Raw genomic sequence first — 19661 nt, 5'->3', positions numbered from 1 at the left:
CCGATAGCATGGAATTCCCAGCCCGCGCCGATGGAGGAAGGGGGCGCCATTCCCACCCCGGAAGTTTTATCAGGTGAGGGCATCGCGTCCATGCTCCGCGGGGCCGGCTGCGTTTTTGCCGAGGACGAGGCCCGGCTGCTCCTCGCTGAGGCGTCCGGGCCGGCCGAGCTGGCGGACTACGTCCGGCAACGGCTTGCCGGGATCCCGCTGGAGTACATCGTGGGGTGGGCCGACTTTGCGGGCCGGCGCATCTCCGTCGTCCCCGGTGTTTTTGTGCCGCGCCGCCGGACCGGGCTCCTGGTGCAGGAGGCAGCGGATTTCCTGGCCGCCAGGGGTGCCGCCGGGGCGGTGGTGGTTGACCTGTGCTGCGGCTCCGGGGCGGTAGGTGTGGGCATCGCCGCGAAGGTACGGGGCATCGAGCTGCACGCCGCGGACATCGACCAGGTTGCGGTGGACTGCGCCCGCCGCAATATGGAACCGCTGGGCGGGCAGGTTCACCAGGGTGACCTCTTTGAAGCGTTGCCGCCGGAGCTGCGGGGCAGGGTCCGGGTCCTCGCGGTCAACGCCCCCTATGTTCCCACCGCGGCCATCGCGACCATGCCCCCGGAAGCGCGCCTGCACGAAACCCTGGCCTGCCTGGATGGCGGCGCCGACGGCCTGGACGTGCACCGGCGGGTTGCCGCGGGAGCGCTGGACTGGCTGGAACCGGGCGGCCGGCTGATCATGGAAACCAGTGGACGCCAGGCGGCCGGGACGGCGTCGATCCTGGCCGCGGCAGGGCTGGCGGTCCGCACGGTCCGGTCCGCCGAAGTGGACGGGACGGCTGTTGCGGGCACGGCACCGCTAGCATAAACAAGGCGGCCGCCGCCTGGCCGCGCAGACACCTCCGGAGCGAAAGGCACGTGTGCGAATCCTGCTGGTGGATGACGACGCCGGGATCCTGCTCGGCTTCAGCACTGCCCTCGGGCGGCGCGGCCATGAAGTCCTGGCCGCAGGAACGGTCGCAGCGGCCCTCGACTGCGCGCGGACGGGCCAGCCGGACATCGGGGTCATCGACGTGATGCTGCCCGACGGCGACGGGTTTGGCCTGTGCCGGCGCATCGCGGCCGAGTGGGGGTTTCCCACCGTCCTTCTCACGGCCCGCGATGATGATGCGGACGTGGTGGGCGGCCTCGAAGCCGGAGCCGACGACTATGTGGTGAAGCCGGTGGCGCCGGACGTTCTGGAAGCCCGGTTGCGGGCCGTGCTGCGGCGCGGGCGCCGGATGCAGGACACCGGCCCTGCAGGTCCGGTCCAACTGGGCCAGCTGCGCATTGACGATTCCGCCAAGGAAGTGCTCGCGGGGGATTCGGTCCTGTCCCTGTCCGCCACGGAATTCCGGCTGCTCCTGGAACTGGCCGGCAGGCCAGGCCATGCCCTGAGCCGGAGCCAGCTGATTGACTCCGTGTGGGCCGATTCGCCGCCCGAATCGCCGCGGGTGGTGGACACCACCATCCAACGCCTGCGTGCCAAACTCACCGAAGCGGAAGTGACGGAACCCGCGCTCGAAACTCTCCGGGGCATCGGATACCGGCTCCGGTGAGGCGGCTGAGCCTGCGGTGGGCGCTGGTGCTTGCCCTGACCACCACCGCCGTCCTGGTCAGTGTCCTGGTGACAGTGGTCCTGGTGGGCATCACCCGGGACGCCACGTATGCGTCCCGGCAGGAGGCGCTGCTGGCCGACTTCCGCGAAAGTACCGCGCCTTTCAGCCGGGCGGTCACCCTGGCCGCGCCCGATGCCGAGTGGGACCTGTACGGTGAGGTGCTGCCCGGCCGCACCGTCATCTTTGACCTGCAGGGCACCCGGAGCGCCGGGGACCTGGGCCGGGCAGACATCCCGGCTCCGTTCCTGGGCGCGTTGGGCCCGGAGACCACTGACTTGCAGTTCCGCCGCGGCACCCTGAACGGTGACGAGGTGTTTTTTGTGGGCGGAGTGCTGCCCGCCCGAGGCGAGGATCAGCAGCCCAGGCTTGCCGTTGTCACCGCCTATTCCCTGGAACCGGAACGCAGGCAGCTCCTCCAGCTGGTGGGCGCGGGCGTTGCGATCGGCGGCATCGCGGTTGCCCTGGCCATCGTCCTGGGCCTGTTCCTGGGTACCGCGCTGACCCGGCCGCTGCGGCGGCTGGCCCGGATGGCCCAGCAGGTGGGCGACGGCGCCGTCCCCGAGCCGGCAAGGTCAGCGTTTCCCGACATCGACAAGGTGGCCGGGACCCTGGCCGAGTCTTCGCGCAGCCTGTCCGTGAGCATGGCCCAGCTTGCCCGCCGTGAGCAGGAAGCCCGCCGGCTGGTGGGGGACGTGGCGCATGAACTCCGGACACCGCTGGCGTCCATGGCCGCCGTCAGCGAAATCCTGGCCGACTTCCGGCAGGCCACTCCGGAGGAGCAGGCCGCAGCCGTCCGGATCACCACCGACGGAACCCGGCGACTGTCCGTGCTGGTGGCGGAGGTCCTGGAGCTGTCCCGGATGGAAGCCGGCGCCGCGCGGATCAGCGTCTCCCGCGGCCGGCTCCTGGCTGCCCTGCAGGAAGCAGTGCTCGACGCTGATCCGGAGCGCAGTGGCTCTGTGGAACTTTCCTGCCCCCGCAGCCTGGTCCTGGTCACCGACTTTGCCCGGGTGCGGACGGTGGTCAGCAACCTGCTCACCAACGCCCTCCGCTATGGTGCCGCCCCCATCCGGGTCAGCGCAGCGGAACGCGGCGGCGGCATCATCATCACGGTCCAGGACCACGGGCCAGGTATCCCCGCAGACCGGCGCGAGCACATCTTTGAGCGTTTCACGGTGCTTGACCCGGCCCGCCGCAGGCCGGACAGCAGCGGGCTGGGGCTCGCCATCGCCAGGGAAAACGCCAGGCTCCTTGGCGGGACGCTGGCCCTGGCAGGCACGGAAACGGGCGCCACCTTTGTCCTTGCGCTGCCCGCGGCACCCGCTTCCTGGACAGTAGACGCCGCGATGGTGTGACGGTCCTGTGACATAGCCGGGGAACCATGTGGAGCGACCTTTCGCCTGCACCCAGAATTGGAGGCCCGTTATGGACGGCTCCCCGCCCCACGTTCCCCCCTACCCGGACCGGTTGCCGCGCGGCGGACGGCCCGGCAGGCGGATGCGCAGGCTCGTGGCCCTCTCGGCGTTGGCGGTCGCGCTGATGGTCATTGCCGTTGTTGGGGTCGGTGCTGTCCGGCTGGCGGCCAATATCGACACAGTGGACCTGGCCGCCGGTCCAGGTGCCGCCGCTGAACACGCAGGCAGCTTCAACGTGCTGGTGGTGGGATCGGACGGCAGGGACGGCCAGGGGGAGTCCTTCGGCGAAGGAGACATCGAGGGAGCCCGTAACGACGTCACCATGGTCCTGCACGTCAATGAGGCCCATACCGAAGCCACTGTCCTGTCGATTCCCCGGGACCTGCTGGTTGACTTCCCGGACTGCCGGAACCCCCACACTGGCGCCGTGACGGCCGGCGGGGCCGGGGTGCCCTTCAACGAGGCGCTGGGCCGGGGCGGGCTGCCCTGCACCGTGGCGGTGGCCGAGTCGCTCACGGACCTGGACATCCAGTACGCGGCAAGTTTGTCCTTCCAGGGCATGATTGACCTTTCCAACGCCGTGGGCGGTGTGCCCATGTGCTTTGCGGGACCCATTGACGACCCCGATTCCGGGCTGGCCATCCCGGCGGCAGGAACCTACGACCTGCAGGGCGGGCAGGCACTTGCCGTCCTCCGTTCCCGGCACGGCGTGGGCGATGGCAGCGACCTGGCCCGGATCTCATCGCAGCAGGCATTCGCTTCCTCGCTGATGCGCAAACTGCAGGACGAGTCCACCCTCACCAACATCCCGCGCCTCTATGCCATCGCCGAGGCGGCCACGCGGAACACCACGCTCTCCAGCAGCCTGGCGGACCTGCCCGCTTTGGTCTCCCTGGCTGGCGCCTTCCGTGACATCCCGCTCCAGGACCTGAACCTGGTGACCTACCCGTACATCCCCGCCGGCAACCGGCTCCTGCCTGACACCGTGGCCGCGCAGGCGCTGATGGAGGTGGTGACTTCCAGCGAACAGCTGGTCCTTGGCGGGGACAACGCGGGCCGGGGCGTCCAGGCAGGAACGGATGGAGGGGATAACGACGACGGCGGCACGGCGGGTGCGTCCGTGGTCCCGGAGGACCCGGCGTCACCGTCGGACGGCTCAACCGGCCTCCCGTCCGCGCCCGAAAACGTCGAAGGACAAAGTGCGGCGCAGGACAACTGCATCGTTCCCTACTCCTGGTAGTGCCGCCGTCGTAATCCTGCTGGCGATGGCCGTTCCCGAACCTGGTTCAGGCCGGGACGGTAATCACCACCTTGCCAATCGCCAGGTGTTCCTCCACGCGGCGCATTCCCTCCGCGGTGCGGGCCAGCGGGTACGTCGAGTCGATGACCGGCCGGAGCGTGCCCATCTCCACCATGGTCCGCAACTGGAGCAGGTCCGCCTCCTTGGTCACGGAGATCAAACCCCTGATTTTCTGCTGCGAGAACAGGCCTGCGAACGGGGCCAGCAGTGAACGCCCGAACCCGCCCAGGATTCTGCCGCCACCTTCCCCGCCGACAATCACGATGGTTCCTGCTGGCCTCAGCGCGCGTCGCAGCTGTTTCACCGGCCGGCGGCCGCCCATGTCGATGATCAGGTCGTAGCGCTGTTCCATCGTGGTGAAGTCCTCGCGCTGGTAGTCCAGGACGCTGTCCGCCCCGAGGGACCGGACCAGGTCCAGTTTTGGCCCGCTGCACACGCCGGTGACGTGGCCGCCCAGCGCTTTGGCGATCTGCACGGCGAAGATCCCCACGCCGCCGGCCGCGCCGAGGACCAGGACCCGTTGGCCGGGCTGCAGGCCACCGGCGTCACGGTCGGCGTGCAGTGCCGTGGCCGCCGACGTGGGGATGGCCGCCGCCTGGTTGGCTGTGGCATTGGACGGGGTCCGGACAACCGATCCCGCAGGTGCCACCGCGAACTCGGCGAAAGCCCCCTTGGCGACGCCAAACACCGCATCCCCCGCCATGTGCCCGGTGACGGCGGAACCCGTCCCGACGATCCGCCCGGCAACGTCCATTCCGCGCACCCTGTCCCGGGGGACCCGGAATCCGAGGGCCAGCCGGGCCAGCAGCGGAAGGCCGGTCATCACGTGCCAGTCACCGATGTGAATGGACGCCGCCTCGACCTCGATCAGCACGTCCGCGGGACCGGGTGAGGGCTTGCCCACGTCGTCCACCCGAAGGACGGCGGATGTTCCATAGGTATCCTGCAGCACAGCCTTCATGGCATGCCTCCTCTGTTATGGAAACCCTGTCCCTAACGGAATGCCTTGTCCAGCATCGCCCGGCCCCGCGTGCGAAAATAACTGGATGCCCGCAGGACTCCAGCCCCCCACTGTTCGCAGGGCCCGCCTGGATGGCCCGGACGCGGCTGCGGTGACGCGGCTGGTAGGGGATTACCTGGGCCAGACGGAACGGGAGAAAGCACGGCATCTGGGCGGAACTGCCCATCCCGCGCACGGACTGCCGGCGGTCTATGGGCCGGAACTCCGGGATCCCGCCGCAGCCTACGCCGGCGCAGCGGTGTACCTCGCGGAAATCGACGGCGAACCCGTGGGCGTCGCCATCCTCAACCGCGTTGGCCCGTTCCTGGAGATCAAACGGCTCTGGGCCGATCCCGCTGCCCGAGGCCGGGGCGTGGGCGGGGCGCTGCTGGATACCGTCGTGGCAGCGGGCCCCGGTGTGGTCCGCTTATCCGTCTGGGACTGGCGTGAAGCGGCCATCAAACTCTACGCATCGCACGGCTTCCGGGCTGTGGAGTCCTGGGATGGCCGCGGAAGGTTGCTCTGCATGGAACGCCACGGCCAGGTTCGGCTGCGTTAAATGCAGCTGGCCGGCGCGTCCCCCAAGGATCGCGCCGGCCAGCAAGAATGTTCATTTGTAACCCAAAACCCTGCTGGTAAAACGTTCAGCAGGACAGTGCGCTCAGTCGCGCCTCGGGTCAACGTTGGTGGCTGCTCCCGCGGGGGTGGCGCCGCCTTCATCCGACCAGTCCTGCCCGGTGCTGTCGTTCAGCGCGGGGTCGGAGTCGACGTCCGGGGTGCCCAGGTTGACCGTTTCCGGGTGCGTGCTGTGGGCGGGGATGCTGCCGCTGGCAGTACCTGCTGTGGCGGCCGGGGTCCCGGAATCCGCAGCACCGTCCTTATGCATGGCGGAGCCTATGACGGTGCCGGCCCGGCGGGCAGCTTCTCCGAGCTGGTCCACCATCCCGGGTGCCTTGTCCTTGACTGCCTCCGTGGCCACGGCGACTTTGTCCTGAACGGGTTTGCTGTCCCAGACGGCTGCAGCGCGTGCCTTGAGCTTGTCATAGGCTGCGCGTCCTGACCGTGAGCCGAGTACGTACCCGGCGGCGATGCCTACGCCCAAAAGAAGTTTGTTTTTCATGGTGAACTCCTGCTCCGTGAGAAGGTTTTCGTTTTGATCGGCCGGGAGGGCCGGATAGCCGAAACCGGCCTGGGGAAGGATTTCCCCAGACCGGTTTCCTGGCGTGTGCGCCGTGTTAGCTGCGCACGCCGCGCTTGGTGACCATGCCGTAGACCAGCAGGACGATCAGCGAACCGGCGATAGCCAGCAGCCAGGTCTGCAGCGAGAAGAACTCCTGCAGGCCCGTACCGAAGATCATGCCGCCGATCCAGCCGCCCAGCAGTGCGCCAACAACGCCCAGCAGAAGTGTGATCAGCCAGCCGCCGCCTTGCTTGCCCGGGAGGATCGCCTTGGCGATGGCGCCGGCGATAAGTCCAAGAATCAAAAAGCCAATGAAACCCATTTTTTGTTCCTCTTCCTAAGTAAAGGAGGCTTCCGGATTCCGGAAGCACTTCGTCCTTCTCCCTCAATAGTAATCATGCTTACTATCATTTTGCCAACCCCGGAAAGAAAACAGGTGGCTGGGACGGGGTGCGCTCAGTGCCCCGTGGTGTCTGAATCGTTGCCCGCAGCCGGGCCTTCATCAAGAGTGGACAAGTCTGCCAGATCCTGCGGGTCCAACGCGAAATCGAACACGTCCAGGTTCTCCTGCATCCGGTCCGGATCGCCGGTTTTGGGCACGGCAACCAGCCCGCGCTGGACATGCCAGCGAAGCACCAGCTGGCTGGGCGTCTTCCCGTATTTTTCGCCCAGCTGCGCCAGGATGGGAGCGCCCCGCAGGCTTCCGCTGGAGCCGCCCAGCGGGCTGTAGGACTCTGTGATGATGCCGTGCCGGTGGTGGAATTCCTGCTCGGCGGTACGCGTGATGGCAGGGCTCAGCTGGATCTGGTTGACGGCCGGCACCACATCCGTCTCAGCCAGCAGCCGTTCCAGGTGGGCGGGCTTGAAGTTGGATACCCCGATGGAGCGGACCTTCCCGGCTGCCTGGAGTTCCTGGAAGGTCTTCCAGGTGGACACAAACTCGTTCCGGCCCGGGAGCGGCCAGTGGATCAGGAGCAGATCGACGTAGTCCAGTCCAAGGCGTTCCAGGGAGCCTGCCAGTCCTGCGGCGGCCTTGCCGTCCCCCTGGAATTCGCCGTCCAGCTTGGTGGTGATGAAAAGGTCGCCACGGTCCAGCCCCGCCGCGCGGATGCCTTGACCCACGCCCCGCTCGTTGCCGTATTTCACTGCCGTGTCGATGTGCCGGTATCCGGCGTCCAGGGCCTTGGCCACGGCAACGGCCGCCTGCTGGTCATCCAGCGGCCAGGTACCCAGCCCCAGTTGCGGGATGGCGTGTCCGTCGTTCAAGGGAATCAGCGGTGCAAGTGTCATGGCAACAGTCTCTCCCGGATCCCGTCAGTCCCGGAAGGCCCGGAGGATGTTGTCGGCGTTGTACTGCAGCGCCACCCGGGCGGCAGGGGACACCTGGTCCGGCCCCTTCTGCTGGGCCAGGAACTTAACGAACCGCTGCAGTGTCTTGGCGGCCTTGGCGGGGTCGCCGTCGGCAACGGAGCGGCCGGCCTGCTGGACGGTGGCGGTAAGCTGGCTGGCTACCGGCCCGCCGACGTCGCCCGATTCCACCAGGTCTTCCAGGACATGCTGCAGGGCCTTCACGCTGCCGGGCAGCCAGGCGGCCCGCAGGGGAACGCCGGCAAAGTCCATGTCCGAGGCCAGGTAGAAGTCCGTGTAGGACGGCTGGTTGTAGGTGGTGTTTTGTCGCGCCACCTCTGCGCGGTATTGCGGGTCGTGCATCAGGGTGTACAGCTTGTGGTTGGTGACCTCGGTGCTCATGTACATCCGCAGGGCGGAGCTGTCTGCGGTCCGGACCAGCATTTCCTCTCGCCAGTCGCCCACCACGTCCGCCACCAGGCTGGGGGTGCCCTTGGTGCCGTTGTTGGTGCGGGTATCGGTGGCGGTGAGCAGCCGGCCCCGCTTCCAGTCATCAATCGTGGGGGTCTGGTCACCCGAGCCGTTGATCAGCTGGGTGGTCATGTCCGCGGCCCAGCGGATGCTCATGTTGGTTCCGGGTGTTGCGGCGGAAATTTTTTCGCCGGCGGCCGACTGCATCCCGATGGCCCAGTTTTCGATGCCCGGAACCGAGGGGTCCACGTCGCCGATCATGCCCCGGCCGGTGTCCTTGCCGGAATAGTCCCCGAACAGGACCTGCCCGGTGGCGGCGTCCCGCATGGCGTAGCCGAAAGGGGCGTAGGTGGCCCCTTCGTGGACGGTGAAGATCTCCTTGCCGGGCCGGGCCGGATCGATGTCCGCCACGTGCATGGCGTCGCCGTGCCCCAGCCGCGCCTCCTGGCCGGGGGCGGCGCTGCCGGGCGGCAGAATGCCGGACGAGCTGTACAGCAGCGACCCGTCGTCGTCGAGCGTGGCGGAACCGTAGACAATCTCCTGCCGGCCGTCGCCGTCCACATCAGCGGCGCTGAGTGAGTGGAACCCCTGTGTGGTGAGTTTGCCGTACACAGGGTCGGTGCCGTCGCGGCCGTGCGGGGAATCGTTGAACGGGTTGGTCATGGGTGTCCAGCCCGAGTCGACGTCCCAGACGGGGGCCAGGTTCCGGCCGTCCCACGTATACGCCGCAACTGTGGTGCGCGTGTAGTAGCCGCGGGCAAACACGGCAGCTGGCTTTTTGCCGTCCAGGTAGGCGACGCCGGCCAGGAACCTGTCCACGCGGTTGCCCGGCTCAATGCGGGCCATGGCGTAATCGCCCCACATCAGGCCGTCGTCGTGCCGTCCCGGCTCGTAGGCAACCGTTTTGAGTTCCTTGCCCGTGGCACCTTCGAACACCGTGAGGTACTCGGGGCCCGAAACGATGAAGCCCTCGAAGGCGCGGAGGTTGTTCCGGGCGCTGCGGGCCGGCGCGTAGACGTCCATGAAGTAGTTGGTCAGCGACGCGGCGTCGACTTCCGAGAGCGGGTACCGGTACCGCGCCGGGATCCCGAAGGCTTCCTCCAGGGTGGCGGGCCAGCGGCCGGACTTGACCTCGGGATGAGCGGTCCAGCCCTGGAACGTGGCCACCATGTGCCGGTAGTAGTCGGCCGCGCTCATGCGGTAGTCGTCAGCGTTGGTGTGGCCGGCGGCCAGGTCCCCGGCCAGCAGGGTGATGAAGGATTCCGCGGCCACGCTGCCGTCCGCGTTGAAGTTGGTGCTTTTGGTGCCGGGAGCTGTTTTCATCATAAGTTCGGCGCGGCCGTCGCCGTCGAAGTCGTTGACCAGCAGCTGGGTGTAATGGGCGCCGGAGCGGATGTTCACGCCCAGGTCGATCCGGTGCAGGAGGGTGCCGTCCGCCTTGTAGGTGTCCACGTAGGTGTTCCCGGTGTAGCCCACCTGCGAGACGTCCTTTGAGTTGTTCGGGTCCCATTTGACGATGAATTCGTACTGCCCGTCGCCGTCCACGTCGCCCACCGAGGCGTCATTTGCCGAGTAGGTGTAGGCCTGCCCCGCGGGGGTGACGCCGTCGGCCGGCTTTTTCAGGGGAATGTCGACGAAATTGCTGTTCCAAGCGGTGGCGGGGGCGCTGGCGTCCACTTCCACGCCGCCGACGACGGCCCGCACCGTATAGGCCGCACCGGAGGTTCCGCTGGGGTCGAGGTAGTTGGTGCTGTCCGTGACGGTGGCGAGCCTGGTGCCATCCCGGTAGACGTTGAAGTCGGCGCCGGTCAGGCCGGTTTCTGACGAGCCCGTGGCTTCGGGGCCCAGGAGCCGCCAGCTCAGGAACACACCTTCGGAGGTGCCCGCGGCCACCAGGCCGCGGTCCAGCTGGTCCAGTTGGATGCCGGGATTTCCCGTTGCGGCGGAGGGCCCGACGGCGGACGCCGGGGCTGCCAGGCAGCCAAGGGTCAGTGCGGCGCCGAGTGCGCCGACGGAGAGGAGGCGCGCGGGTGTCCTTATCGGATTCATCAGTGAATCCTTTCAATCCGGAAATGGGAAAACGCTTCCCCAGTAACCTAAGGGGCCTGCGGGCACAATGCAACCCTTGCCGCAGGTCCTCCGATGAGGTATGTAAAACGTTGTAGAAGCCCGGGGTCCCAGGCGACACATAACGTCGGAGAACACCTCCTGGTTCCTACTGCGCTCCCGCTTCGGGGTGCAGGCTGACGTCCACGGCAGCCGTTCGCCAGGACGTGAAATGCACGGTGAGGTCATCGCGCGAAGGGGCGCAGCAGAACGGGCCCGCGGTGACGACAGCATCCGTCTCAAGCGGTGCCACCCGCACCAGGCGCCACGGCTCGTCGTCAACCCGGGCCCTGACAGTCAGAGCATCGCCGGACCTGCTGGCCCGGACAGTGACATGCCGGCCTTCCCAGCCAGGCACCGGAGACAGCGACCAGTCCGATGCTCCCCGCGTCACAACCGCGCCGAGGCTCTCCTCACCATCGCTCCACTCGATACCGGCCTTGATCCACGTTGCCTCATTGACACGGACAAAGATCCCGGCCTGGTCAAACTGGGCGGAAAAATCGAGATAAAAGGAGACCTCCACGGCCGTCTCCTGCTCAAAGGGCGCAAGGAGGGCGTGTTCGGTGTTGTGGATGAATCCATAGGAAGTGATGCGCCACGCATCACTTTTCTCGGCGGCGGTCACCCGCATGCCGTCCCCGGCAAACTCCACGCGGGCCGGTTTGGTTGTCCAGGTCCCCTCGGTCCAGGCAATATCAGTCATTGTGGCAACTCCTTTTTGGTGCGCAGTGAAGGCGTCAGGACGCACTGGAAAAAGCTGAGGATCTCCCGGCGGTTGGTACCAGGTGTTGCGGAGACCTCGATCCTAGGCGGACTCCCGGACCACCATTTCGGTGGGAATGGTGATGGCGGCGTGGTTTTTGCCGGCAATCACGTCCAGGAGCAGCCGGACCATTTCCCCGCTGATCCGTTCGAAGGGCTGACGGACCGTGGTGAGTGGGGGAGTGGCGCCCGCCGCGGCGGCGATGTCGTCAAACCCCACCACTGCCACGTCCTCGGGCGTGCGCCGGCCGGCGTCGTGCAGTACGTCCAGGGCGCCCAGCGCCATCAGGTCGTTTGCGGCAAAAACGGCGTCCACGTCCGGCACCCGTGCCAGGAGTTCCCGCATTGCCTTGGCGCCGCTTTCGCGGCTGTAGTCGCCGTTCGCCACCAGGGCGGCATCAAAGTGTTCCCCCTGGTGGGCGCGGTAGGCCTCCAGGCGCCGGATGCCGCCGGAGGTGTCCTGCGGCCCGGTGATGGTGGCAATCCGCTGCCGGCCGCCGTCGCGCAGGTACCGGAGGAGGTCAAGCGCTCCTTCGTAGTCGTCGGCCGCCACGTAGCCCATCTTCTTTTCGAACCCCAGGGGAACGCCGCAGGCAATGGCGGGGACGCCGGCGGCGATGATATCCGCGATGATGCCTTTCCTGCTGCCGTGTGAGGACACCAGCAGGACCCCATCCACATGGCCCGCGGTAAGGAAATCGGTGGCCCGGCGCTGTTCGTCGTCCGTGCCGGCCATGATCAGGACCAGCGGGATGTCATGTTCGGCCAGGGCATCCGCGGCGCCGCGCATCAGGACGGCAAAATTGGGATCCTCGAACAGCCTGTCATGCGTTTCGGTCAGCAGGAACGCCACCGAGTTGGCCTTGTTGGTGGCCAGGTTCCGGGCATGCGGGTTAACCCGGTACCCGGTTTTTTTGATGGCGGCGTTGACGGCGGCCAGGGCCGGCGGGCTGACCCAGTGCCCGCCGTTGAGTACCCGCGAGACCGTCCCGCGGGACACTCCGGCTTCCCTGGCGACGTCGTCGATCTTGGGCCTGGGCCGGCCCTGCGGTTGGTTCATTGTCAGAGCCTATCCAGCCCTAGGCCTTCACGGCGCCAGCAGCGAGGTCAACGCGCCAGTAGCGCTGCAGGAACAGGAACATGATCACCAGCGGAATGATGGACAGCAGCGCACCGGCCAGCACCAGGGTGTAGAGCGCCGGGGCAGTGGCGCCCTGGTTCAGCAGCCCGTTCAGGCCCACCGTCAGCGGGAACAGGGTGTCGTCGCCCAGCATGATGTACGGCAGCATGAAGTTGTTCCAGATGGCCACGAACTGGAAGAGGAAGATGGTCACCAGGCCGGGCAGCATCATGGGCAGGGCGATCCGGTTGAAGATGTACATCTCCTTGGCGCCTTCGGTCCTGGCTGCCTCGATCACGTCACCGGGCACCGAGGCGGCGGCGTAGATCCGAGCCAGGTAGATGCCGTAGGGGCTGATGATCTGCGGCAGCAGGACGGACCAGTAGGTGTTGGTCAGTCCCAGCTGGGCCAGCATGAGGTACTGCGGGATCGCGAGGATCACGCCGGGCACCAGGACGCCCATCAGCAGGACCTTGAAAACACCGTTCTTTCCGGGGAAATCGTATTTGGCCAGAACGTAGCCGGACAGCGCCGAAACCCAGGTGGAGAGGAGGGCGCCCACACCGGCGTAGAGGGCCGTGTTGAGCATCCAGCGCCAGAATACGCCGTCGCGGTAGGCGGTCAGCTCCACGATGTTGCTCCAGAGGTGCACGCTGGGGGTGAACGTGAAGGTGGAGAACAGTTCGTCGCTGCCCTTGGTGGCGGCGGCCACCACCCAGATCACGGGGAAGAGGCAGTAGAGCGCGCCGATGATCAGGATGCCGGTGGAAAGGTAACTCGGCTTCTCGCGGATTTCCGTGGGGATGGACACGGTCAGTTCTCCTGTCCGAAGGCCCGCTTCTGCACTACACGCAGGAAGAGGAAGGATATGGCAAAGGTGGCAAGGGCTATGACGATGCTGGTGGCGGCGGCGGAGTACACGTCATTGCGGGTGAAGGCGTCGCGGTACACCAGCATCAGCGGGGACCAGCTGGTGGAGAGGCTGTTGGCCAGCGGCCGGAGCGTGGTGGGTTCGGCGAAGACCTGCAGCGTGGCAATCATGGAGAACAGCGCCGTCATCACCACGGACGGAGCAATGATGGGGATCTTGATGCGCAGCGCGGTCTGGATCTCCGACGCACCGTCCAGCTTGGCGGCCTCGTAGATCTCCTGCGGCACTGCCTTCAGGGACGTGTACATAACGATCATGTTGAAGCCCACGCCGCCCCACAGGGCAATGTTGGCGATGGCGAAGATGATCAGGTCCGGGTTCAGTAGTGACGGCAGCGCGATGCCCAGTTTGTCCGCCACGAAGTGGAAGGGGCTGACGCCGGGCAGGTACAGGAAGCCCCACAGGAGCGAGCTGATCACGGCCGGGACGGCGTACGGCAGGAAGATGGCGGTCCGCGAGAAGCTGCCGGCCCGGGTCCGCCGGGAATCCAGGAGCAGCGCGAAAAGCAGGGCGAAGCCGAGCATCAGCGGGATCAGGATGGCCCCGTAGGTCAGCACGCGCAGCACGCTGGCCCCGAACTCGGGGTCCGTCAGGGACCGGACGTAGTTGTCGAACCCGGCAAACACCGTGCTCTGCGCGCCCTTGCCGAGGCCCAGGCCGCTGACCTTTTTCTGCTGGAAGCTCAGGACCAGCGTGTAGATGATGGGTGCTGCCATGAACAGCAGGAACAGGACAATGCCCGGTGCCAGCATCGCGTAGGGGGTCAGGACCCGCTGTTTGAAGTTCTTCGCCTGCCGGGGCCGCCCGGGGGCCGCGGTTTTTTCCGCACTGCCTGGCATGGTCGCTGTTGCCGCCATGGTGCACTTCCTTGGGTTGTTGGGGCCAGTAAGCCGGGAGGACGCTGCTGCGTCCTCCCGGCCGGTGGGGTTACTTGACCGTGAAGCCGGTCTTCTTCAGGTCCTCGACGGTGACCTGCTGCATGCTGTCCACGGCCTCGAGGAAGGCGCTCCGGGATTTGGCCTGCGCGGCCTTGGCGAACTGGTCGTTGTAGGCGTTGAAAGCGACATTCACATTGGGGCCGTAGTTGAAGGAGCCCACGTTCTGGGCGGCCTTGCCGATCACGTCGTAGAAGTCAGGCTGGTTGCTGAAGAACTCCGGAGCAGCGGTCAGCGCCGTCTTGGCCCCTTCGGTGTCCGCCGGGTAGATGTTGGACACCTTGACCAGGGCGTCAACGGCTTCGGGGGAGGTGTTCAGCCACGTGGCGAACTTCGCGGCTGCGGCCACGTTCTTGGATTGGGTGGTGACGGCGGTGGAAGAGCCGCCCCAGTTGCCGGTGGCCGGCTTCGCGGCATCCCACTGCGGCATGGGGGCCACTTTCCACTTGCCGGCCGTGGCGCCGGCGTTGCCGGCGAGTACGCCTGGGGCCCAGGCCGCGCTCAGCCAGCCCACCTGCTTGCCGCTGTTCAGTGCGGCGTTCCACTCGGGGGTGTACATGGGCTTGTTGTCGATGGTGCCCTGCTCCACGAGGCCGCCCCAGTAGCCGGCGACTTTTTCGGTGGGCTCTTCGGCGATCTTGACGCTCCAGGCGTCACCGTCGATGCCCCACCAGGATGCGCCGGCCTGCTGGGCCATGCCGGTGAACCAGCCGGCGTCGTTGGAGGAGAACGTCCCCAGGTAGGCTTCGGGATCTGCGTCGTGGATGGTTTTGGCTGCCGCGGCGTATTCATCCCAGGTGGTGGGCACGGCCAGGCCGAGGCCTTCAAAGATGTCGGCGCGGTAGTAGAACGCCATGGGGCCGGTGTCCTGGGGGACGGCGTAGAGGGCCTCGCCGCCCAGGGTCACTGAGTTCCACACGCCTTCGGGGAAGTTGTCCTTGGTCTCTTTGGCCTCGGTGTCAGCGAGGTCAACCAGCGCATCGGCGGCCACCAGGGTGGGGATCTTCTGGTATTCGGCCTGGATCAGGTCCGGCGCGCCGGAGCCGGCGTTGACGGCGGTCAGCAGCTTGGTGATGGCCGGGTCGCCGCCGTCCTGCTTGTTGACGGTGACGTGGATGTTGGGGTTTTTCTCGTTCCAGAGGTCCACCACCTTGTCCAGGTTGGGGGCCCAGGCCCAGTAGGTCAGTTCGACCTTCTGGTTGGGGTCGGTGTTCTGCTCCGCCGAGCCGGTGCCTGATCCTGTGGAACAACCTGCAGTGAGCAGTGCTGCGGCGGCAATCATTGCCACGGCGCCTGCACGAAATGACCTGCGCATTCCGTCCTCCTTGTCGAAAAGCTGAATGTGTCTCTGGCTGATTTTCACCGCTCATCCAACCGAAGCCGTATGACTGTGAGCGGTTCCAGTAATCCACATTAATGTGACCAATGTCAATAAGAACCGTCCTCTAGGCACAGTCAAATAGCTTGTGATATTACTGGGAGCGCACACAGTTCTAAGGAGATCACTCGATGACAGACGTCCTGCAGGCCCCCGCCCCCGCACCGGCGCCGTGGGTCCAGCGCCCCGCAGGCCTTTGCTATGGCGGGGACTACAACCCCGAGCAATGGCCCCGCGAGGTGTGGGTCGAGGACATCGCCCTGATGCAGGAAGCCGGGATCAACCTGGTCAGCGTGGGGATCTTCTCCTGGGTACTTCTGGAACCGCGTGAAGGCGAATACGATTTTGAGTGGCTGGACCACCTGGTGGACCTGCTGACCGATGCCGGCATCAGCATCGACCTGGGCACCCCCACGGCCGCTCCGCCGGCCTGGTTCTGGAAAAAGTACCCGCAGGCCCATCCCGTCACCCGCGACGGAATCACCCTGGGCAACGGCTCCCGCGGGATGGCCAGCCCCAGCTCCCCGGACTACCGCCGGGCCGCCGCCAACATCACCGAACAGCTGGCCCGGCGCTACGGGTCCCACCCGGGCGTGGTCCTGTGGCACGTGCACAACGAATACGGCGCCCCCGTCAGCGATTCGTACGACGACGCCTCCGTGGCCGCCTTCCGCACCTGGCTGGAGGCCCGTTACGGCACCCTCGACGCGCTGAACAGCGCCTGGGGCACCCTGTTCTGGGGCCAGAAGTACGGTGCCTGGGACGAAATCGACGCCCCCCGGCTCTCCGCCAGCGTCAGCAACCAGGGCCAGCGGCTGGACTTCGCCCGGTTCACCTCGAACGCCATGCTGGAGTGCTTCACCGCCGAGCGCGACATCATCCGCCGTCACGCCCCCAACACTCCTGTCACCACCAACTTCATGGCCACCAACTGCCTCTCCCCGGACTACTGGGCCTGGAGCAAGGAAGTGGACATTGTTGCCAACGACCATTACCTGGTGGCACAGCGCACCGACAACCACATCCTGCTGGCCATGGACGCCGACCTCACCCGGTCACTGGCGGGCAATAAGCCGTGGATGCTGATGGAGCACTCCACCAGCGCCGTGAACTGGCAGGGCCGCAACATCGCCAAGCGCCCTGGTGAACTGGCCCGCAACAGCCTTTCCCACGTGGCCCGCGGCGCGGACGCCGTTATGTTCTTCCAGTTCCGGGCCTCCCGCTACGGGGCCGAAAAGTTCCACTCCGCCATGCTGCCGCACGCCGGCACCGGTTCCCGGATCTGGCGCGAAGTCCTGGACCTCGGGGATGACCTGCGCAAGCTCAGCCCCGTCAAGGGTTCCACCGTCAACGCCCGGGTGGCCATCCTGTGGGATGTGGAATCCTTCTGGGCCCAGGACCTCGAATGGCGGCCCAGCAGCGAACTGGACCACCGGGAACGGATCGAGGCCTATTACTCGGTGCTCTGGAACCGGGGCGTGGCCGTGGACTTCGCGCACCCGGAAGCCGACCTTTCCGGCTACGACCTGGTCCTGGCGCCGGCTCTGTACCTGGTGGGCGATGCTTCTGCGGCCAACCTGGGCCGCTACGTTTCCGGCGGTGGGCACCTCATGGTGTCCTACTTCTCCGGCATCGTGGACGCCACCGACACTGTCCCGCCCGGAGCTTCCCCGGGGCCCCTCCGCGACCTCCTGGGCCTGGAAATCCACGAATTCCTGCCGCTGCGCGAACACCAGGCCGTTGAGCTGAGCAACGGCATGGGCGCGGGCACCATCTGGTCCGAGGAAATCCACCCCACCACGGCCAGCGTGGTGGCACGGTACCAGGACGGCCCGGCCGCCGCCGGCCCGGCCATCACCCGCAACAGCTTCGGTGCCGGCACCGCCTGGTACGTCTCCACCAACCTCGACGGCGGCGACCTGGCCGCCGTCGTGATGGCCGCGGTGACCGGGGCCGGCGTGCCTGCCGCGCCCACGCACCCGGCAGGGCTTGAGGTGATGGCCCGCAGTAACGGGGAGGACCGCTTCACGTTCCTGATCAACCATGCGGAGAACGACGCCGACTATCCGGCAGCCGGTCTGGACATGTTCTCCGGGGAACAGGTCAGCGGTACCGCCCACGTGCCTGCCGGCACCGTCCGCGTGATCCGGGCCCCCGAAGGAACCAGCTAGCACCACAGACCACCGGCCGGGACCAGCAGGTCCCGGCCGGTTTCCACGTCAAGGAGGACGCCCCGTGAAACACCCCCGCAGCATCGGCAGTACCCGTAAACGGCCACCCGGCCGGACGTTGGCCGCCATCACGGCCCTGGCACTGGCCGGCGTGCTGCTGGGGGCAGCGCCGGCAATTGCCGGCCCCGGCGGGAGCCCGGGCCCAGGCAGCAACCAAGGCAACAACCCGGGCCGCGGCAACAACCCAGGCACCAACCAAGGCAACAATCCGGGCACCAACCACGGCAACAACCCAGGCAGCAACCAAGGCAACAACCCGGGCCACGGCAACAACCCAGGCAGCAGCACCGGCCGCGGCCCGGCCGCCGTGGCCAACCCTGGTTTTGAATCCGGCCTGTCCGGCTGGACCACGGCAGGAGCCGCGGGCGCCGCCAAGGTGGAAGCGGGCGGCGCGGATTCAGCCAACAGGCTGACGCAGTGGCTGGAGTCGGCGGAAACGGTCACTACATCCCAGACCATTACCGGGCTCAAGAAGGGCTGGTGGACGTTCCGTGCAGCCATTAAGTCCGGTGGGCCCGTGAACTCGTCCAGCCTGGTCCTTACGGGCTGCGGGACCGGCGGCGCCACCGTGCTGCCTTCTACGGAGACGGATGACCAGTGGCTGAGCATTGCGGTCAGCGCCAACGTGGCCGGCAAGTGCACTGTTTCCGTCAGCACCACAGGGGCGGGCGCCTGGGCCAGCATCGACAATGTGAGCTTCACTGAGGGCAAGGTGGAGCGGACCATCCGCGGGGCCGATCTGTCCGGGGTGCCCAAGAACGAGGACCACGGGGCGGCCTATTTCACGGCCGCCGGCCAGCGGGTGGACCCGGTGCGGGCCTTCGCCGATGCAGGCACCAACCTGGTCCGGCTCAAGGTCTGGGTTGACCCTGCCGACGGATACAACCGCAAGCAGCAGGTGGCGGCCATGGCCAAACGGGCCCAGGCGCAGGGCATGCGGGTCCTGGTGGATTTCCACTACTCGGACCGATGGACCGACCCGGGGGCGCAAGGCACGCCCGCGGCGTGGACGGACTTGCCCGCCACCGAGATGGCGGCTGCGCTGTACGCGCATACAAAAGACGTGATGGAAGCCATCAGGGCAGCCGGGGTCACACCGTACGCCGCGCAGATCGGCAACGAGATCAACCCAGGGATGCTGTGGCCGCACGGTCAAACCTGGGATGTGGACGCCAGCGATAACGTGACGGGCGCGCAGTGGGACAACCTGGCGATGTTCCTCAAGGCCGGTACCCGCGCCGTCACCGAGGTCAGCCCGAGTACCAAAACTGTGCTGCACCTGACCAATATCAATAACGGCATTGGTGGCCTGACCTGGTGGTTCGACGAAGTGACGGCCCGCGGGGTTGCCTTCGATATTGTGGGTCTGTCCTACTACGGGTTCTGGCACGGCACCCTTGCCGATCTGCAGGAAGCAGTCAGCACCCTGTCCGGGCGGTACAACAAGGACGTCCTGGTGGTGGAAACCTCGTACCCGTTCACGCTTGAGGACAACCCGAACGCTCCGTGGGAAAACGTGGTGGCCAAGGCGTCGCAGCTGGTCAAGGGATACCCGGCCACACCTGCCGGCCAGGCCGCCAATTTCCGGGCCGTGCAGGATGTGGTGGCCTCAGCGCCGGGTGGCCGTGGGCTGGGCGCCGTGTACTGGGAACCGGCCTGGACATCCGTCCCGGGCAACGGCTGGGATCCCGCCGATCCCACTTCCGGCAACGCGTGGGAAAACCAGGCTGTCTTCGACTACGCCGGCAAGGCGCTGCCGGCACTGGCGGAATTCGGACCCGACGCCGGTGGCACCGGCCCGCTCCGGTAGGTCAACCAGGCTGGGGTTTCGCCGGCCTCC

The 19661-nt window shown here is 66.9% G+C and carries 17 protein-coding genes; 7 read left to right on the top strand and 10 right to left on the bottom strand.

Annotated elements, in window-relative coordinates:
• Positions 1-30 precede the first annotated feature (30 nt).
• From ASF72_RS18950 to ASF72_RS18935, 4 genes are all read left to right on the top strand, one after another.
• Positions 31-852: a putative protein N(5)-glutamine methyltransferase gene (locus ASF72_RS18950; protein WP_056601483.1), complete on the top strand. Its 822-nt coding sequence runs from the start codon at positions 31-33 to the stop codon at positions 850-852.
• Between the two features lie 52 nt (positions 853-904).
• On the top strand, positions 905-1582 hold the full coding sequence (locus ASF72_RS18945; protein WP_050684252.1) for a response regulator transcription factor: 678 nt from the start codon (positions 905-907) through the stop codon (positions 1580-1582).
• Positions 1579-2997, top strand: coding sequence for a HAMP domain-containing sensor histidine kinase (locus ASF72_RS18940; RefSeq protein WP_056601481.1), 1419 nt, complete (start codon positions 1579-1581; stop codon positions 2995-2997). The genes ASF72_RS18945 and ASF72_RS18940 overlap by 4 nt, the downstream gene beginning before the upstream one ends.
• A 70-nt stretch (positions 2998-3067) precedes the next feature.
• The gene (locus ASF72_RS18935) at positions 3068-4297 is read left to right on the top strand and encodes an LCP family protein (protein WP_050684254.1); all 1230 of its coding nucleotides are present in this window, start codon (positions 3068-3070) and stop codon (positions 4295-4297) included.
• Positions 4298-4343: 46 nt separating this feature from the next.
• Here ASF72_RS18935 and ASF72_RS18930 read toward each other — a convergent pair whose 3' ends face one another.
• Entirely contained in the window at positions 4344-5318 is a 975-nt protein-coding gene (locus ASF72_RS18930) for an NAD(P)-dependent alcohol dehydrogenase (protein WP_056601478.1), read from the bottom strand.
• An 85-nt stretch (positions 5319-5403) separates the two neighbouring features.
• On the opposite strand from ASF72_RS18930, the gene ASF72_RS18925 reads away from it, so the two are divergent.
• Complete coding sequence (locus tag ASF72_RS18925) at positions 5404-5916, top strand: GNAT family N-acetyltransferase (RefSeq protein ID WP_082484576.1); 513 nt, start codon at positions 5404-5406, stop codon at positions 5914-5916.
• 102 nt (positions 5917-6018) lie between these two features.
• Here ASF72_RS18925 and ASF72_RS18920 read toward each other — a convergent pair whose 3' ends face one another.
• The 9 genes from ASF72_RS18920 to ASF72_RS18880 form a co-directional block, all read right to left on the bottom strand.
• Positions 6019-6477 carry a hypothetical protein gene (locus ASF72_RS18920; RefSeq protein WP_056601472.1) on the bottom strand — a complete coding sequence of 153 codons (459 nt, stop codon included), beginning with the start codon at positions 6475-6477 and terminating at the stop codon, positions 6019-6021.
• Between the two features lie 115 nt (positions 6478-6592).
• Positions 6593-6859 (bottom strand): GlsB/YeaQ/YmgE family stress response membrane protein, encoded by a 267-nt coding sequence (locus tag ASF72_RS18915; protein ID WP_056601470.1) that lies wholly within the window; start codon positions 6857-6859, stop codon positions 6593-6595.
• Between the two features lie 134 nt (positions 6860-6993).
• Complete coding sequence (locus ASF72_RS18910; protein WP_050684259.1) at positions 6994-7827, bottom strand: aldo/keto reductase; 834 nt, start codon at positions 7825-7827, stop codon at positions 6994-6996.
• 24 nt (positions 7828-7851) lie between these two features.
• Positions 7852-10404 carry a rhamnogalacturonan lyase gene (locus tag ASF72_RS18905; protein ID WP_056601467.1) on the bottom strand — a complete coding sequence of 851 codons (2553 nt, stop codon included), beginning with the start codon at positions 10402-10404 and terminating at the stop codon, positions 7852-7854.
• Positions 10405-10570: 166 nt separating this feature from the next.
• Positions 10571-11167: a DUF1349 domain-containing protein gene (locus tag ASF72_RS18900; RefSeq protein ID WP_050684261.1), complete on the bottom strand. Its 597-nt coding sequence runs from the start codon at positions 11165-11167 to the stop codon at positions 10571-10573.
• 102 nt (positions 11168-11269) lie between these two features.
• A complete protein-coding gene (locus ASF72_RS18895) occupies positions 11270-12286 on the bottom strand; it encodes a LacI family DNA-binding transcriptional regulator (protein ID WP_082484572.1) in 1017 nt (338 codons plus the stop codon).
• Positions 12287-12305: 19 nt separating this feature from the next.
• Positions 12306-13157 (bottom strand): carbohydrate ABC transporter permease, encoded by an 852-nt coding sequence (locus ASF72_RS18890; protein WP_442854176.1) that lies wholly within the window; start codon positions 13155-13157, stop codon positions 12306-12308.
• Positions 13158-13159: 2 nt separating this feature from the next.
• The gene (locus ASF72_RS18885; RefSeq protein ID WP_235504796.1) at positions 13160-14134 is read right to left on the bottom strand and encodes a carbohydrate ABC transporter permease; all 975 of its coding nucleotides are present in this window, start codon (positions 14132-14134) and stop codon (positions 13160-13162) included.
• Positions 14135-14204: 70 nt separating this feature from the next.
• Positions 14205-15527, bottom strand: coding sequence for an ABC transporter substrate-binding protein (locus tag ASF72_RS18880; protein ID WP_050684264.1), 1323 nt, complete (start codon positions 15525-15527; stop codon positions 14205-14207).
• A 194-nt stretch (positions 15528-15721) separates the two neighbouring features.
• On the opposite strand from ASF72_RS18880, the gene ASF72_RS18875 reads away from it, so the two are divergent.
• Positions 15722-17761 (top strand): beta-galactosidase, encoded by a 2040-nt coding sequence (locus ASF72_RS18875; RefSeq protein WP_056601458.1) that lies wholly within the window; start codon positions 15722-15724, stop codon positions 17759-17761.
• 64 nt (positions 17762-17825) lie between these two features.
• A complete protein-coding gene (locus ASF72_RS18870) occupies positions 17826-19631 on the top strand; it encodes a glycoside hydrolase family 53 protein (protein ID WP_200933680.1) in 1806 nt (601 codons plus the stop codon).
• Positions 19632-19661: the final 30 nt, after the last annotated feature.

This window comes from Arthrobacter sp. Leaf141 (genome assembly GCF_001424565.1).
Lineage (GTDB): Bacteria > Actinomycetota > Actinomycetes > Actinomycetales > Micrococcaceae > Arthrobacter.
This window is presented reverse-complemented; position numbering and strand designations above follow the sequence as displayed.

Excerpts from the sequence above, each read along its gene's own strand:
- ASF72_RS18950 (WP_056601483.1), top strand. The coding sequence starts at position 31 with ATGGAGGAAGGGGGCGCCATTCCCACCCCGGAAGTTTTATCAGGTGAG.
- ASF72_RS18935 (WP_050684254.1), top strand. The coding sequence starts at position 3,068 with ATGGACGGCTCCCCGCCCCACGTTCCCCCCTACCCGGACCGGTTGCCG.
- ASF72_RS18930 (WP_056601478.1), bottom strand. The coding sequence starts at position 5,318 with ATGAAGGCTGTGCTGCAGGATACCTATGGAACATCCGCCGTCCTTCGG.
- ASF72_RS18925 (WP_082484576.1), top strand. The coding sequence starts at position 5,404 with ATGCCCGCAGGACTCCAGCCCCCCACTGTTCGCAGGGCCCGCCTGGAT.
- ASF72_RS18920 (WP_056601472.1), bottom strand. The coding sequence starts at position 6,477 with ATGAAAAACAAACTTCTTTTGGGCGTAGGCATCGCCGCCGGGTACGTA.
- ASF72_RS18915 (WP_056601470.1), bottom strand. The coding sequence starts at position 6,859 with ATGGGTTTCATTGGCTTTTTGATTCTTGGACTTATCGCCGGCGCCATC.
- ASF72_RS18910 (WP_050684259.1), bottom strand. The coding sequence starts at position 7,827 with ATGACACTTGCACCGCTGATTCCCTTGAACGACGGACACGCCATCCCG.
- ASF72_RS18905 (WP_056601467.1), bottom strand. The coding sequence starts at position 10,404 with ATGAATCCGATAAGGACACCCGCGCGCCTCCTCTCCGTCGGCGCACTC.
- ASF72_RS18900 (WP_050684261.1), bottom strand. The coding sequence starts at position 11,167 with ATGACTGATATTGCCTGGACCGAGGGGACCTGGACAACCAAACCGGCC.
- ASF72_RS18895 (WP_082484572.1), bottom strand. The coding sequence starts at position 12,286 with ATGAACCAACCGCAGGGCCGGCCCAGGCCCAAGATCGACGACGTCGCC.
- ASF72_RS18885 (WP_235504796.1), bottom strand. The coding sequence starts at position 14,134 with ATGGCGGCAACAGCGACCATGCCAGGCAGTGCGGAAAAAACCGCGGCC.
- ASF72_RS18880 (WP_050684264.1), bottom strand. The coding sequence starts at position 15,527 with ATGCGCAGGTCATTTCGTGCAGGCGCCGTGGCAATGATTGCCGCCGCA.
- ASF72_RS18875 (WP_056601458.1), top strand. The coding sequence starts at position 15,722 with ATGACAGACGTCCTGCAGGCCCCCGCCCCCGCACCGGCGCCGTGGGTC.